General features: G+C 67.7%; 13 protein-coding genes and 1 pseudogene. 7 read left to right on the forward strand and 7 right to left on the reverse strand.

The genetic code is table 11. The features are described from left to right. From AOK08_RS02070 to AOK08_RS02080, 3 genes and pseudogenes are all read right to left on the reverse strand, one after another. Positions 1-232: pseudogene (locus AOK08_RS02070) on the reverse strand (polyprenyl synthetase family protein); the annotation flags it as partial. Between the two features lie 338 nt (positions 233-570). Beyond that, positions 571-1,104 (reverse strand): hypothetical protein, encoded by a 534-nt coding sequence (locus AOK08_RS02075; protein ID WP_157876529.1) that lies wholly within the window; start codon positions 1,102-1,104, stop codon positions 571-573. 60 nt (positions 1,105-1,164) lie between these two features. Then, positions 1,165-1,605 carry an ATP-binding protein gene (locus AOK08_RS02080; protein ID WP_055523040.1) on the reverse strand — a complete coding sequence of 147 codons (441 nt, stop codon included), beginning with the start codon at positions 1,603-1,605 and terminating at the stop codon, positions 1,165-1,167. Between the two features lie 294 nt (positions 1,606-1,899). On the opposite strand from AOK08_RS02080, the gene AOK08_RS02085 reads away from it, so the two are divergent. Together AOK08_RS02085 and AOK08_RS02090 are read left to right on the forward strand one after the other, a co-directional pair. Continuing rightward, positions 1,900-2,691: a helix-turn-helix domain-containing protein gene (locus AOK08_RS02085; RefSeq protein ID WP_277816002.1), complete on the forward strand. Its 792-nt coding sequence runs from the start codon at positions 1,900-1,902 to the stop codon at positions 2,689-2,691. 10 nt (positions 2,692-2,701) lie between these two features. After that, a complete protein-coding gene (locus AOK08_RS02090) occupies positions 2,702-2,905 on the forward strand; it encodes a DUF397 domain-containing protein (RefSeq protein WP_055523044.1) in 204 nt (67 codons plus the stop codon). A 532-nt stretch (positions 2,906-3,437) separates the two neighbouring features. On the opposite strand, the gene AOK08_RS02095 is transcribed toward AOK08_RS02090, so the two are convergent. After that, positions 3,438-4,010 (reverse strand): hypothetical protein, encoded by a 573-nt coding sequence (locus tag AOK08_RS02095; protein WP_157876530.1) that lies wholly within the window; start codon positions 4,008-4,010, stop codon positions 3,438-3,440. An 8-nt stretch (positions 4,011-4,018) separates the two neighbouring features. Continuing rightward, on the reverse strand, positions 4,019-7,039 hold the full coding sequence (locus AOK08_RS02100; RefSeq protein ID WP_055523048.1) for an RHS repeat-associated core domain-containing protein: 3,021 nt from the start codon (positions 7,037-7,039) through the stop codon (positions 4,019-4,021). Between the two features lie 296 nt (positions 7,040-7,335). Here AOK08_RS02100 and AOK08_RS02105 point away from each other — a divergent pair, with 296 nt between their 5' ends. Then, the gene (locus AOK08_RS02105) at positions 7,336-8,229 is read left to right on the forward strand and encodes a DUF4429 domain-containing protein (protein ID WP_055523049.1); all 894 of its coding nucleotides are present in this window, start codon (positions 7,336-7,338) and stop codon (positions 8,227-8,229) included. Between the two features lie 97 nt (positions 8,230-8,326). Here the strand turns inward: AOK08_RS02105 and AOK08_RS02110 are convergent, their stop codons facing one another. Beyond that, positions 8,327-9,901 (reverse strand): purple acid phosphatase family protein, encoded by a 1,575-nt coding sequence (locus AOK08_RS02110; protein ID WP_055523051.1) that lies wholly within the window; start codon positions 9,899-9,901, stop codon positions 8,327-8,329. Between the two features lie 164 nt (positions 9,902-10,065). Here AOK08_RS02110 and AOK08_RS02115 point away from each other — a divergent pair, with 164 nt between their 5' ends. Both AOK08_RS02115 and glmS read left to right on the forward strand, forming a co-directional pair. Next, positions 10,066-10,323, forward strand: a complete 258-nt coding sequence (locus AOK08_RS02115) for a hypothetical protein (protein ID WP_055523052.1) — start codon at positions 10,066-10,068, stop codon at positions 10,321-10,323. A gap of 63 nt (positions 10,324-10,386) precedes the next feature. Beyond that, positions 10,387-12,204, forward strand: coding sequence for a glutamine--fructose-6-phosphate transaminase (isomerizing) (gene glmS / locus AOK08_RS02120; protein WP_055523054.1), 1,818 nt, complete (start codon positions 10,387-10,389; stop codon positions 12,202-12,204). A gap of 142 nt (positions 12,205-12,346) precedes the next feature. Here glmS and AOK08_RS02125 read toward each other — a convergent pair whose 3' ends face one another. Further along, complete coding sequence (locus AOK08_RS02125) at positions 12,347-12,874, reverse strand: universal stress protein (RefSeq protein ID WP_055523056.1); 528 nt, start codon at positions 12,872-12,874, stop codon at positions 12,347-12,349. Positions 12,875-13,276: 402 nt separating this feature from the next. Between AOK08_RS02125 and AOK08_RS02130 the strand changes: the two genes are divergently transcribed. Next, on the forward strand, positions 13,277-13,654 hold the full coding sequence (locus AOK08_RS02130) for a hypothetical protein (RefSeq protein ID WP_055523058.1): 378 nt from the start codon (positions 13,277-13,279) through the stop codon (positions 13,652-13,654). Between the two features lie 378 nt (positions 13,655-14,032). Beyond that, positions 14,033-15,310: a helix-turn-helix domain-containing protein gene (locus tag AOK08_RS02135; RefSeq protein ID WP_055523059.1), complete on the forward strand. Its 1,278-nt coding sequence runs from the start codon at positions 14,033-14,035 to the stop codon at positions 15,308-15,310. The last annotated feature ends 361 nt before the right edge of the window (positions 15,311-15,671 follow it).

Here is a 15,671-nt window from a genome sequence, read left to right on the forward strand (position 1 = left end):
CGGGCGCCCCGGCGGTCGGGGGCACCGCCTCCTGGACCACCTTGGACCCGACGGCATCGGCGACGGGCTCGTAGAGGGACCGCCGCAGGGCAGCCTCGTACACGGACTGTGCGGGAACCCCCGCAGGAGCGGTCAGCGAACCGAGAAACTCGGCCAAGTCGTCCCCCAGCAGAGCTGCATCGCCCCGCACCACCGCCTCGACCGCATCCGTGACCCCCTCCATGACACCCATACCCCGCCCCACCTTCCACTTCCGACTCCCGCCGCCGCCCCCGTCGACTGGCTGAAGCGTGATCGCAACTGGCGCATTCCGCAAGGGAGTTCGAGGACGAGACAAAAATCGCTACGCGAAAACCGGCCACTGGACGCGTACACAGCCCTACACGGTCGCTGTACGCCAGAGAAAGGCGACGAAGAGAGCGAGCGACTGAAATACCCCACCGGCCACGACCATGGGGGCCCTGGTAGGCGAACAGCGAACGCCCCGCGCCTGCGGAGGGCAGCGAGCCCAACGAAACCTTCGCCCCGCACGGTCCAGCTCCGGACGGACCCTCGAAAGTGAGCTTTGCATCACCACGCGCGCACGACAGCCTGAGCGGCCGCGAGCGGATCCCGGTGGTACACCTGAGCGGCAACGACCCGCCTCAACAGATCCCCCGCGAGCTTGAACGCCATCTCGGAGGACCCCACCGCATCGAAACCAGCACGGTCAACGCGCAACAGCCCAACAGGCAGAGCCCCGGCCACGCCGTCCCCGACCAGACCGTCGAGCGCAGCATGCGCGAAGTCGCGCGGCAATCCAGCCACCAACGGACGACCGAGCTCGCTACGACATCCGGCAACCTCATCAAGCCCCATCGCTGCACCATAAGGAACTTCAAACAGCGTCCCCGATGCCTGAGAGTCCAGCGAGAACTCGGCCCCCAGCAATGCCCGCATCGCCATCCCGCCAAAGGCCCGACGCAGTTCCACGACTGCCCTTACAACAAGGCCGGGCTCGGACGAAGCGGGACGTTCACACCGCGCTTTGCACACATCGACGTACGCAGCAGACGCCTCGTCTGTTTGAACTGCAACACGACTTCCGCCTTCCACGACGATCACCGCAACTCCTCCATATCATCGACCTCGGCGGAAGAACCACACCGAATCCCGACAAACTCTCTACATCACGTCGAGGTCACCCCACACATACTTACCCCGCCGCCCATTCCTGGCCACCGGCTGCCAGCCCCACAGGTCGGCACACGAACTGACCAGAGCCAGGCCACGCCCCTCCTCCAGATGCGTGAGCCGCGTCAACGCCTCTGACGAGGGTGGCGGCATTGGCGGTTCGGGATCGGCGTCCCACGCTCCGACCCGCAGGAACCCGTCCCGCATGCGCAGGCGCAGGGCCACAGGGCCCTTTGTGTGGCGTACGGCATTCGAGACCAACTCGGCGGCGAGGAGCTCGGCGACGTCCGCGAGGCGGATCAGGCCGTGGATCGTGAGCACCAATCGGACGGTACGCCGGCAGACGGTCACAGCACGGAGATCGTGCGGGATGTGGAGGACGTATTCCCAGGGCTCGTTCCCGGCGAGGACGATTCCTTCAGTTTCCGGCATGCGTGAACTCCTTCAGCAGGAAATGGAGTTGGCGGGTCGCTGAGGGTGCGGGCGGTGGCCGTGCCGCAGCCGTCATGGCAGGACGGAGTGGTGCGCTTCCGGGGTCCCGGCAGTCTCGCAGCGTGTGCGTCGCAGGACTGACCGTAGTGCAAAAATTTTTCCTCGCGCAAGCGATTGCATTAACCTGGCACCCGAACGTGGTGCAGTGAATGTCGAGTTCAGACCGGAGGGCGCGTGGCACCAAGGAGCCAACCGACCGCACGACAGGTACGCCTGGGCACGGAACTGCGCAGGATGCGAGAAGCCGCCGGGCTGAAGGCCCGCGAAGCGGCGGGGCTACTCAGTTCGACTTCAGCCCAGATGAGCCAGGTGGAGGCCGGCCTGGCAGGAGTGAGCGAGGAGCGCGTACGCCGCCTAGCCGCTCACTACGCGTGCACCGACGCTGCCCTTGTCGATGCACTGGCAGCGATGATCACCGACCGCACTCAGGGCTGGTGGGAGGAGTTCCACGGCCGCCTGCCGCCGATCTTCTCAGATGTTGCCGAATTGGAGCATCACGCGACATTCATCCATGAAGTCGTCATTACCCACGTACCGGGCTTGTTGCAGACCCCGGACTACGCACGCGCGGTCTTCGGTTACATGGTCCCGCGGCTGCCCGAGAGCGAACTGGCTCCGCGAGTCCAGCACCGGATGAACCGGCGAGCCGTCATCGAACGCGACCCCCCGGCCCCGTACAGGACCGTCGTGCACGAAGCCGCTCTGCGCATCCGTGTGGCCGACCGCAAGGTGATGCTGGCTCAACTCCAAGAGATCCTGGGCGAGATCGAGCGTGGCCACGTCACAATGCGCGTCATCCCCTTCGACACCGACGGGTTCGCCGGAGCGAGCGCCGCCATGATGCATCTGGGCGGCCCGCTTCCCCGTCTGGACACGGTGCTTCGCGACTCACCCAGCGGCACGGCGTTTCTGGATGCCGAGTCCCAACTGGACCGCTTTCGAACGCTCTTCCGTAAGGTAGAGGAGGCAGCGCTAGACCCCGCACAGTCGCGGGACTTCATCCACCGTTTGACGAAGGAACTGTGAGGCACCACGCGTGACCAGCCCCCTCCACTGGCAGAAGTCCTCCTTCTCCGAAGGAGGCGACGGGAACACCTGCGTGGAGATAGCGGACGTGCGCACCCGCATAGCCATACGCGACTCCAAGGACCCGGCCCAGGGAACGCTTTCCTTCCCGCCCCGAGCCTTCACCACGTTCGTCGAGGTGTTCAAGACAGACACTTCAGGCACGACCACCTGACACGGTCTGACCGACAGCAGTTCTCTTCGCCGTCACGTGGGAGCCAGGCCAGGCTCCGCTGTTCTCGCGGCCGGCCCGAAGCCTCTGGGACGGGCCCGAAACCCCGAGCCGATGTAGGTGGGCGGTTCGTGACGGACGGCACGCCTGCGGGCACGGCTTGCGGTGATCATTGAGCGTCAGGGGCGCTGATCACCACAGCGGAAGACCGCGCCCCGCCGAGCCAGTACCGCTTCGCCCGGCAACCGGAGGCCAACTCGCGTGCCGTGATCCGGCCTGACACGACGAACTGCCTGGCCCGCCAGCCCGGCTGTCCCGCATACTTGACCGGCCTCTATATGCCCTGGGTAGCTCATAGCACGTAGCACAAACACGTCGTTCCGACGGAATCGTCATCCCCGCGCAAACCGGATCGATCATGACAGCCACGCGCCCTGCCCGCCAGGCCAACGCCATTCCTGACGATGTGAAGTACAGGGACAGGATGACGAAGTGACTACTGATCCCGTGCCCCTGGCCCCTGACTCCGCATCACTCACTGCACTAGGAATTGCAACAAGTCAGGCTCACTACACCAGACCGAGAATCCGGACAACAAGGTACTCCCGGCGCCCGCGTCCGCGCCCCGCACAGCCAGCAACTCAGGCGCGTCCTCGACGGCCCCCGAACCAGATTCCGCCCAATCCTCCCAGTCCTCATCCTCCGATTTCCCCCGCCGATCGACGACGAACGCTGCGGCCGCTGGCCAGGACAGCCCGGCAGCGATGCCCCACTGGGCGACCGCAGTGCGCTGTACCCAATCGAGCCCGTCCACGAAGAGCCGCACGGACGCCCCGCGCTCTTTCCACCGCCGAACGACGCAGACGACGTCAACGTCCTCGTCAATCCAGAACTGAAACGTCACCTCGCCCGTGCCGCTCAGCGATATGTCCGCCACAATCCGGCCCCGGTCTGCCGGGATCTGCTCCCCCAGCTCGGAGAGCTCAGTGATGCGCCCGTTGGCGGGGTTCGCAAGATAGATGCCGACCTCACCGGCGGACGCCACTAGCGACTCAGCCGACGACGGATTCCATTTCTCGCACAGCAATTGCACGTATCCCTCTGACACGCCTGCCCCTATCCCAGATTGAACGTGTGCACGTTGTCCTCACCGAGCACCTTGCGGGCAAGGTTGAGCGCCGTATCCGGTGTGCCTTCCTGGAAGTATGCCTTCGCGCCCACGCCCTGCTGTTCGGCGCCCCACCTGAGGATCCGCAGCTTCTGGCCGAGCGCCGCAAGGTTCCTGGCCTTAGCCTTGCCGCCGACGGCGATGTACGTACCGTCCGCGGCAATCACGTCCACGTCCGTAGTTCCGACGTTCGGCTGTTTGATAAGGAGCCCGGGCTTCCCAGGGGCTCCGGAAGGGAGTTTGCCGCCGGTGAGTTCAGCGACCCGGGTCTCCCTGGCACCACCGAGGGCCGTGCTGTCCAGCCCCTGGGAGGAGCCAGTTCCGGAGCTACTCTTCGACTCCGCCTCGCTCAGCGCCTTGTTCATCCCGCTGCTCATGCGCCCGATGCCTTCAGACGCACCATAGGCCCCCACACCGACCAGGGCCACACCGCCCACAGCCGCCGGGACGCCGATGACGCAGCCGATAAGGGTGGCGATGCAGACGGCTCCGCCGGCGAGAGCCAAGTCTCCCCCGGCTCCCATGAGGATCACGCTTCCGGCGGTTTCGGCAGCTCCCCACCAGATGTCGGGCTGGGTGACGACCGCGGTGACGTAGTTGTCGACGGTGTCCACGACATCGCCCAGCGCGCCCCACAGGGGCTCTCCTTCCTTGCGGACGCCCACTCCGTTACTGCCGGTGTTCCCGGTGCTGCTGGCACTCGCCGTCCCACCACCCCCTGAAGGAACCACACCCGACGTGTCAGCCGTGCCGTCCGGCTTGGAGCCGTAGCAGTAGATACCGGCGTCGCTGCAGTCATCGCCCTCGTGGCCGCACTGGAGTCCACCGCACGGGTCCAGACCGTCAGGGTCGGAGAGTGTGACAGGGCTGTTGTTGGCGTAGGTGTAGCCGTTGAGTGACTGATGCTCGGCCACGTTGAGCAGCGGGTCGACGCTGATGAAACGGCCGGTCGACGGTTCGTACTCACGCGCCCCGAGATGCGTAAGCCCAGTGCCGGAGTCAGCCGAAGCCCCGAGGAAGCCCTTGTCGTCGGGCCAGGGGCCGAAGGTCGGCTTGCCGCGGTCCGCGCCGAACGGGGTGCTGTAGCGCTTGGTGATTCCCTGGGTCGCGTTGTCGATGGCGAGACTGCTCGTGCCGTGGTGGTCTCCGGCCAGCCAGGTCAGCTTGTCGGTGCCCGACTTGTTGGTGCGCATGGCGATCGTCGAGCCGGCGCCCGTGTAGTAACGCTGGGCCCAGAACTTCGCCGTCGACGTCGACGTGTCGAGGTGGACCTCGGTGCCGCCCAGGTAGAGGACCGTCTCACCGGCCGCGTTGCGGCGGATCAGAAGGCTGCCGTCTGCGTCGTAGACGTAACCGGTGGTGCTGGTGCCCTCCTTGAGGGTGTCGAGCCTGCCCTCTTGCGACCAGGCCAGGGTCTGGCTCGCCGTGCCGTCCAGCCGGGTCGTGGTGTTGCCCGTCGCGTCGTAGGCGTAGGTCGAGGTGACGCCCGTGCAATTGTTGGCGGTGGTGGCCAGGAGGCGGTGGGTCTTCGTGCTGTCGTAGCAGTACGTCTTGGTCGTGGGCGTGCCGCTGGTCTTGGTGACCTCGGTCGCGCGCAGGCCCGAGTCCTTGTACGTGTACGACGTCCAGTACGGGGCGGCGCCGCCCAGTTTGGCCGTCGTACGGTTGGCCGTGGAGCAGTCCGCCGCCGAGGGGGTCCAGGCGTCGGTCAGACGGCGGTGGCCGTCGTAGGTGAAGCACTGGTTGTCCGCGACGCCGGTGCCACCGAGGGTCATCGGGTCCGAGACGGACGTGACGTTGCCCGCGACGTCGTAGGTGTAGTTCAACTGCTGGAGCGCGTAGGCGTGCGTGTCGTCGGTGACGGTCGCCTTGAGGAGGCGGTCGGTGCCGGTCTCGTACTGGTTGCTGATGTAGGCGTTGTAGGTGCCCTCGGCCTCGGACTTGCCCAGGCTGAGCACCTGGGGCTGGCTCAGGGACGTGTAACTGGCGTCCAGCATGTAGACGCTGGTGCCCTTGGTCCGCGTGTTCAGGCCCAGGCCGTCGTACTCGTAGTCGACGAGCTCCGACCCGAAGCCTCCGGCGGCCGGCTCCGTGGCGTACTGCAGAGTCCCGTCGATGTTGTAGTTCGCGGTGGAGGTCAGCGTCGAGGCGACAGCCTTCTTGGTGACGAGAGCGTCCCCGCCCGGCAGTTGGAGCGTGCTGGACGTCGCCCGGTACAGGCTGTCGAAAGCCGTGACACTCTTCGTGTACTTGCTTCCGGCGACCCCTCCGACATAGCGGGTGGCGGAGTTCCGCTGGCCCTTGGCGTTGGTGACGCCGTCGTAGGTGTACGCGGTGAGTCTGTTCGCGTCGACCTTTTCCTCGGCGGTGGATGACAGGTCCGCCGTGGCAGGGGCCGACCATGTGCCGGTTGCCCGGCCCAGCACGTCGTAGTCGCTGATCACGACCCGGCCCGCCGCGTCCTTGGTCCAGGAGACCTGATCCAGGGCCGTGTAACCGGTGGTCGTCGTGCCCATGTCGGGGTCGGTGGCGGAGGTCTGACGGCCGTACAGGTCGTACAGGTACGACCACTTGCTGTCCGGTCCGGTGATCGTGGACTGCTTGCCGTCGCGGGTGTACGTGAACTTCGTGGACGTGTGGGTCGCGCCTACCGTGGCGCCGAAGCCGGTGTCCGCCGGGCTGGTGCCCTCGTACTCGCGGGTCTCCGTCGTACGGCCCAGGGCGTCCACGATCGTGCGGGCGGCCGAGCCTCCGACCGGTGCGGTCGTCGCGGTGGAGTCACCCGTGTACGTGGTGCTGGTGCTCCACTTCTCCACGCCGAAGGCGTAGAAGGTGCTGGTCGACGCGCGCCCCGCGCCGTCGAAGACGGTCACCGTCTGCTTGGGACTGCGGCCGTAGGCCACTGCGGAGTACTCGCCGGAGGGAAGCTTCTCGGAGTCGAAGGCATCGGCGTAAGCCTGGTAGGCCAAGCCGCGGTCGTTGTAACGCGTGTCCGTGAGCAGTCGGCCACCCTCCGCGCTGCGGGCAGCACAAAGAGCCCCCACCCATTCCTTACCCCCGCTTTAACTGATCTTTACTAGTCCCCATATCCAACACAGTTGATCGGGAACGGTCAAGGAATTTCAAAGTGAACAGATCGACACCACGGACGGGCCGGCCTTTCCTGGCCGCCAGCCCCACCGAGCCGGCCGACGCCCTCCACCTCGTCGGCCCCTGAAGATCCACTCTCAGGATTGCGGTGACGGTCGGGTGCCAGAATCTCCCCATGGCGGAAATCATCCAGAAGGACGGCACCTGGGTCTTCGAAGGTGAAGCTCTCCGGCTCACCCCGGGGCGGGACAAGAACGTCAGCCTGTTACGCAAAGAGCTCGGTGAACTCGCCCTCCCGCTGCACGCGTTGGCCGGTGCCTCCTTCGAGCAGGGGAGGAAGTCGGGGCGGCTCAGGCTGCGGCTGCGTGATGGGGCCGACCCGCTGCTCCAGGCGACCGGTGGCAAGCTCGCGGAGACCGACGACCCGTATCAGCTGAGCGTCGAGTCGGACCGGTACGGCGTCGCCGAGTACTTCGTGGACGAAGTCCGCAACGCGCTGCTGATCGACGAGGTGCCGTCCGGTGCCGTCGACCGGTATCTGCTGCCCGGGCCCGCCGTACCGCTGTCCGTGTCGGCCGGGGACGGCACCGCGACCTTCGACGGTGAGCACGTCCGGCTGGAGTGGAACTGGAAGACGGAGGACGCGAAGGCCGCCGCCGGGGCCCGTTCCCTGGCCGTCGGTGACATCGCGGCCGTGGAGTGGCATCCGGCGGTGGGCCTGGAGAACGGCTACCTGCGCTTCGCCGTGCGGCACGCGCCGACCAAGGCGCCGCCGAAGTACGACCCCAACTCCGTCGAGCTGTGGGGATTCAAGAAGGACCCGCTGATGGCGCTGGTCGCGGCGGCCGTCCAGGCCCGCCTGCCGCATCCGGCGGCGGCGCCCGTGACGGACGTACCGGCGCAGCGGCGGCCGACCGAGATCGCCGCACCCGACAGCGCGCCACCGGTCGAACACGACCATGACGCCCAGCTCCGCCGCCTGCGCGAACTCGGCGAGCTGCACCAGGCCGGTGTACTCACCGACGAGGAGTTCACGCACGCCAAACAGGCGGTCCTCAGGCGCATGTAGGAACACTCACCATGCGCGGGAGAACCGCCTGCCGGACTCACTCGTAAATCACTCACCACTCACTCGTACGCCCCGCCTTCCGGGCATACGCGTTCGCTCAGCGGGCGCGGCGGGCGACCGTGAAGCGGTCGACCTCTTCGCCCGTCTCCGCGATGCCGCGCACCGTCAGTGTGGCCTGGAGGCCCTTGGCCGCCGGGGTGACGTCGACGCGGAGGAAGGAGTAGTCGAGGTAGCGCACGCGCGACCAGGTGACCGTCTCGTTGACCTTGCCGTCCTTGGTGTTGATGAAGGAGGCGACGGACTCGACCTCGTTCTCGTGACCCTCGTAGGACAGGGGCGCGGTGAACGCGTACAGGCTGCGGCCGGCCGCGCCCGCCGTGACGTAGACGACGCCCTCGGTCTCGGGGTACGAAGTGCCGCCGATCGGGAGCTTCTTGGTGACCGCGCCGTTCTTGATGACGTCGGTGCGCTCGTACTGGTGGTTGTGGCCGTTGATGACCAGGTCGACCGTGTACTTCTCGAACAGCGGCACCCACTCCTGGCGCACGCCGCCCTCGGAGGCGTGGGCGGTGGAGGTGCAGTAGGCGCAGTGGTGGAAGAAGATGACGATGAAGTCGACGTCCTTGGAGGCGCGGTACTTCTTGAGCTGCGCCTCCAGCCACTTGGTCTGCGTGCCGCCCGAGATACCGAGGTTGGCCGGGATCTCGAAGGAGATGTCGTTGGCGTCCAGCGATATGACCGCCGTGTTGCCGTAGACGAAGGAGTAGACGCCGGGCAGGTTCTTCTTGTCCGGGCCGTTGTCCGGGAGGTTCCAGCGGGCGTCCTCGCCGCCGTAGCCGTTGGGCGAGTACCAGGCCTCCATGTCGTGGTTGCCATAAGCGGGCATCCACGGCACGGACTTGGCGACCGACTCGGTCTGCGCGAGGAACGAGTCCCACACGCGGGAGTCGAACCCGGTGTCGGTGGTCTTGCCGGCGCCGGCCGGGTCGGCGTACGCGATGTCGCCGGCGTGCAGGTGGAAGGCCGGGTTCTGGCCGAGCAGCAGGCTGTTGTTGGCGAGGCCGTGGTAGCTGACGCCCTCGTCGCCGAAGGCCGTGAAGGTGAACGGCTTCTTGTGGTCGGGGGCGGTGGTGAAGGTGCCCAGCGTGCCCAGCAGGTGCGCCTCGGCCGGGTCGAAGCCGACGTGGCCGACGCCGTAGTAGTACGTCTTGCCGGGGCGCAGGTGGGTCAGCTTGGCGTGCAGGTAGTACTGGGTGTGGTCGCCGCTGGCGCCGACCCCGGCCGGGGTGAACAGCGTCCGCACCTCGGCCTCGATCTTGCGGGAGAGGTGCGAGGGGTGGGTGCCGATCCGGATGAAGGGCTTCTGCACCGCGACCGGGACCTGCCAGGAGATGGTGATCTCCGTGCGGGGGTCGTTGCCCCAGGCGAGGTGACGGCCGAACGGGGCGACGAGCGCGCCGTCGATCTTCTCGGTCTGGGAGTACGTCTGCGTCGGTACGGAGGTGCGCGTCGCGGCCTGGGCGACGGCGCCCGGCACGAACGCGCCGCCCGCGACGGCACCGACGGTGACGGCGCCGCTTCTGATCATCGTGCGCCGCGAGAACTTGGCGCGAAGGTACTCGTGCTGCTCAGCCATGCTCATGCGCTCTGCGAGCTGCTCGGGTACGCCCATGCGAGGAGTGTCCATGGCTGGAAACGGTGCTCTGGGTAGCCATCGTTCCGCAGGACACCGGGTGAACGGGCCCCGAACAGGGTCCCATGAGAGTTTCAACAGATCGTTGCCCGAAATCGGGCAGGATTCTTGCGGTTGCCGCCGCTTTACCTCAGGATCGTCGGGTGCACGACGAACTCGTTGATCATCTGACGCGCACCACACCCCTCGCCCGGGGTGAGGCACTGCGGGTGATTCAGGACGTTCTCGCCTACTTCGACGAGACGACCGAGGATTATGTCCGTCGCCGCCATCGCGAACTCCAGGGCCAGGGACTGGTGAACGCGACGATCTTCGACCGGATCGAGGCGGACCTGAAATACCGCGCGGTCGCACCACCGGAGCTCACCCTCCGCCAACTGCGCCGCATCGTCTACGGCTAGGCCACCACAGCCATTACAGCCATTACAGCCAGCTCATCCACATACAACAGGGACTACATACATATGTGCGGGATTGTCGGATACATCGGCAGGCGTGACGTGGCGCCGCTGCTCCTCGAAGGCCTTCAGCGCCTGGAGTACCGCGGCTACGACTCGGCGGGCATCGTCGTCAGCTCGCCGAAGGCGGCGGGCCTGAAGATGGTCAAGGCCAAGGGCCGCGTCCGGGACCTGGAGGCCAAGGTTCCCAAGCGCTTCGCCGGCACCACCGGCATCGCCCACACCCGCTGGGCCACGCACGGCGCCCCCTCCGACCACAACGCGCACCCGCACATGTCGGCCGACAACAAGGTCGCCGTCGTCCACAACGGGATCATCGACAACGCCTCCGACCTGCGCAAGAAGCTCGAAGCCGACGGCGTCGAGTTCCTCTCCGAGACGGACACCGAGGTCCTCACCCACCTCATCGCCCGCTCCCAGGCGGACACCCTGGAGGAGAAGGTCCGCCAGGCGCTCCGGATCATCGAGGGCACATACGGCATCGCCGTCATGCACTCCGACTTCCCCGACCGGATCGTGGTCGCCCGCAACGGCTCGCCGGTCGTCCTCGGCATCGGCGAGAAGGAGATGTTCGTCGCCTCGGACATCGCCGCGCTGGTCACCCACACCCGGCAGATAGTCACGCTGGACGACGGCGAGATGGCCACGCTGAAGGCCGACGACTTCCGTACGTACACCACGGAGGGCACCCGCACCACGGCGGAGCCGACCACCGTGGAGTGGGAGGCGGCCTCGTACGACATGGGCGGCCACGACACGTACATGCACAAGGAGATCCACGAGCAGCCCGAGGCCGTCGACCGCGTCCTGCGCGGCCGGATCGACGACCGCTTCTCCACGGTCCACCTCGGCGGCCTCAACCTGGACGCCCGCGAGGCGCGTGCCGTGCGGCGCGTGAAGATCCTCGGCTGCGGAACCTCGTACCACGCGGGCATGATCGGCGCCCAGATGATCGAGGAGCTGGCCCGTATCCCCGCCGACGCCGAGCCCGCCTCCGAGTTCCGCTACCGCAACGCGGTCGTCGATCCCGACACGCTGTACGTGGCCGTGTCCCAGTCCGGTGAGACGTACGACGTGCTGGCCGCCGTACAGGAGCTGAAGCGCAAGGGCGCGCGGGTGCTGGGCATCGTCAACGTGGTCGGTTCGGCGATCGCGCGCGAGGCCGACGGCGGCATGTACGTGCACGCGGGCCCCGAGGTCTGCGTCGTCTCGACGAAGTGCTTCACCAACACCACCGTCGCCTTCGCGCTGCTCGCCCTGCACCTGGGCCGCACCCGCGACCTGTCGGTCCGGGACGGCAAGCGGATCATCGACGGCCTGCGCAGGCTGCCCGGCCAGATCGCCGAGATCCTGGAGCGGGAGGACGAGATCAAGAAGCTGGCCGAGCAGTACGCCGACGCCCGCTCGATGCTCTTCATCGGCCGCGTCCGGGGCTACCCGGTGGCCCGCGAGGCCTCCCTGAAGCTCAAGGAGGTCTCGTACATCCACGCCGAGGCCTACCCCGCCTCGGAGTTGAAGCACGGCCCGCTGGCCCTCATCGAGCCCGCGCTGCCCACGGTGGCGATCGTCCCGAACGACGACCTCCTGGAGAAGAACCGCGCCGCCCTGGAGGAGATCAAGGCCCGCAGCGGCCGCATCCTCGCGGTGGCCCACCAGGACCAGGAGAAGGCCGACGAGACGATCGTCGTCCCGAAGAACGAGGACGAACTGGACCCCATCCTGATGGGCATCCCGCTCCAACTCCTCGCCTACCACACGGCCCTGGCCCTCGGCCGTGACATCGACAAGCCGAGGAACCTGGCGAAGTCGGTCACGGTGGAGTAGCCACGAGGAGGGGCGCGCCCCTGGAGGGAGGCGCCCCGAGGGAGGCGCCCCCTAGGGGCGCCCCCGAAGGGGCGCGGGGAACTGCGCGCCCAGCCCCCACCGACCGGCAGAGACCACACAACCGAACAAGCCCCAGAGTCTGTCAGGGAATGACAACAACAGGCCGTTGCGCCCGCTTCGCAAGCCTCCCGGCCACCGACCCGAAAATGCGCCCAACGAGACCGTGGGTAGAACCCACGACAATCGCATCGGCTTCGTACTCCCGCCCCACCTCTTCGAGTTCGTGGCAGATGTCGCCACCCCGCTCGACAAGGATCCACGGCACCTCGGCCAGATAGTCCGCGCACGCGAGTTCGAGCCCGAGAACCTCGGTCCGGTGGTCCGGCACATCGACGAAGACGGGCGGCTCGCAGCCGGCCCACACCGTGGTGGGCAGCCGGTTGGCGACATGCACGATGATCAGGCCCGAACCCGAGCGGTGGGCCATGCCGATGGCGTACGCGAGGGCTCGCTCACTCGACGTCGAGCCGTCGAAACCGACGACGACACCGTGCTTGAACGCGGGGTCGCAGGACTGACGTGGTTCTTCCGCCGCCAAGGGCTCGGCCGCCGTGTGGTCGGCGACGGGGCGCTTGCGGTCCGCGGGTTCCAGGAATTCGTGACCGGCCATGGGATTCTCGGCGTTTTGATCCTCGTGGTGGGACAACGTGATGTGGGACGACAGTGTGCGTCAGAGTGCGTCGGAGCTGTGTCCGGGAATCATCTTCCCAACCCCATACCCCCAAGGGTACGGCCGCACGCCTCCGTAGCCCATAGCCCGCACGTGCTCCGGAACGGGTTCCAGGGAGCATGCACGAGGGGGTACCCGTAACGCAATGGTTGCTGCCACGTACAGGCTGTTTCCGCAGGATTCGCCTGCATCTCGCCCGCATCTCGCCTACGCCGATCACTTCCGCGCACATCTTCAGGACATCCTGACCAGTGACCGACCGCTCGAACACGCGTTGAACCCCGTGACCCGTCGTCGACCAGCCGTCGACCCGCCGTCGACCCGTCGCCACAGGGAGCAGCCATGACCTCACCGACTCACGACTCCGCGAGCGACCTCGTCCGCTGGGCGGCCTTCAGCTGCGTCCTGGTCCCCGTGGTGCTCGTCCTCTACGGCACCTCGCTCGGCGGCGCGGCCGGTACGGCGCTGGGGCTGGCGGCGGTGACAGGGGTGTGCCGGGTGCTGCTGCGGCAGTCCGAGCGCTGCGCGGCCCGTACCCGTACCCCGGCCGAGGAGAGCGTCCTGCCCCGGGCGCGGCACGGCAGGGCCCCTTCCAGCGCCTACACCGGGGCCCAGTGCGGCGCCGCCCCCTCCGGCTCCCACTCGGGCACTCATTCCGGCGCCCGTCCCAGCGCGCGCCGGGGCGGCCGGCACTCCGGCGGAACTACACCGGTCGACTGACCTGTTTTAGCGCACGGGACCGATAGTTTTCAGCCAACTTCCAGCCACTGTGCACCCCTTGGCCGAACAACCCCCAAACCCCTGTTCCACCTGCGCCGAAAGGGTCCAGACGGGTCCGCGCACCCTACGCGGATTGGCCACTGCGTCGAGGCGCACTTCCCTGCACGCCCCACGAGTGCAACGCTTCGTGATCGAATGCTTTACGCCAAGTTGCCAAGTCGACAATCTGTCGAGTGACCGGCTCGGTCACCTCGGCATCATGGGACACAGTAGATTCGATCTTGACTGTCTACGGCGGGGGACTCGTGCAGGACCGAGGGGAAACGTGCAGGAGCGACACAACCGAGGAGCCGCGACCACCGAGGGGGGCTTAGCAGTATGAGCCACGACTCCACTGCCGCGCCGGAAGCCGCGGCCCGGAAACTTTCCGGGCGACGCCGCAAGGAGATCGTCGCGGTGCTGCTGTTCAGCGGCGGCCCCATCTTCGAGAGTTCCATTCCACTTTCGGTGTTCGGGATCGACCGCCAGGACGCCGGAGTACCGCGCTACCGATTGTTGGTGTGCGGGGGCGAAGAGGGACCGCTGCGGACCACCGGCGGGCTGGAACTGACCGCGCCGAACGGCCTGGAGGCGATCGCACGGGCAGGCACCGTTGTCGTGCCCGCCTGGCGTTCGATCACCGCGCCGCCACCGGAAGAGGCGCTCGACGCACTGCGTCGGGCCCATGAAGAGGGTGCGCGGATCGTAGGCCTGTGCACAGGCGCGTTCGTCCTCGCGGCGGCCGGCCTGCTGGACGGCCGCCCGGCGACGACGCACTGGATGTACGCGCCGACGCTGGCGAAGCGCTATCCGTCCGTCCATGTCGACCCACGGGAACTCTTCGTGGACGACGGCGACGTACTGACATCCGCGGGCACGGCGGCGGGCATCGACCTGTGCCTGCACATCGTGCGCACGGACCACGGCAACGAGGCGGCCGGTGCGCTGGCCCGCCGGCTGGTGGTTCCGCCGCGCAGATCGGGCGGCCAGGAGCGCTACCTCGACCGGTCTTTACCAGAGGAGATCGGCGCCGACCCGCTCGCCGAGGTCGTCGCCTGGGCGCTGGAGCATCTCCACGAGCAGTTCGACGTGGAGACGCTGGCGGCACGCGCGTACATGTCACGCCGTACGTTCGACCGCCGCTTCCGCTCGCTCACGGGAAGCGCGCCGTTGCAGTGGCTGATCACGCAGCGCGTGCTTCAGGCCCAGCGTCTCCTGGAGACGTCGGACTACTCCGTGGACGAGGTCGCGGGCCGCTGCGGCTTCCGGTCCCCGGTGGCCCTGCGCGGCCACTTCCGGCGCCAGCTCGGCTCGTCCCCGGCCGCGTACCGGGCGGCGTACCGGGCGCGCAGACCGCAGAGTGAGCGGATGCCGGAGCCGGACGGATCGGTGACCGGGGCGCAGGGTGGCCCCGGCGTCATGGGTACGCCGACCACGGCGGGCCAGGGACACGGGCACCACGGGCAGGGCGGCCACGACCGCGCCCCGCACCCGGACGGCCCGGTCCCGCTCCAGGCCCGCCGCACGGCGAACTCGGTCGGCCTGCCACCGGACCACGCCCGGGACCCGTACGTCGGCAGCAGGGCGAGTCTGCCCGGCCAGCGAAGCGGGGCGTAGGCGAACGCCGGACGGGCTGGGGGTACGTTTCCCCAGCCCGTCCGGCGTTCACGGGCCTTGTTACCCGCCCACCCGTCCGTCTCGGCATGCTTTCCAGCGCGGGCACGGGCACCTCACCTGATCCGGCGCCACAAGGACGAGGCCCGCCATCTCAGCCCGTTGGGGGTCCCCCCTCTGGGGGAGGTTGAGGACGAGGGCCGCCCCGGGCACCATCAGCCCGTCCGGCGTTTGAGGACGAGGCCCGTTCAGGGCCGATGCGGGGGTCTGGGGGCGGCAGCCCCCAGGAACAGGACGGGAACGGGTAAGGGCGGCGGGGGCGAGAAAACATCCCGCCCACCCGCCCGGATGTGCGTCCGCCACC

Origin of the sequence: Streptomyces graminilatus, assembly GCF_001418565.1 — a bacterium.
Classification (GTDB): Bacteria; Actinomycetota; Actinomycetes; order Streptomycetales; family Streptomycetaceae; genus Streptomyces; species Streptomyces graminilatus.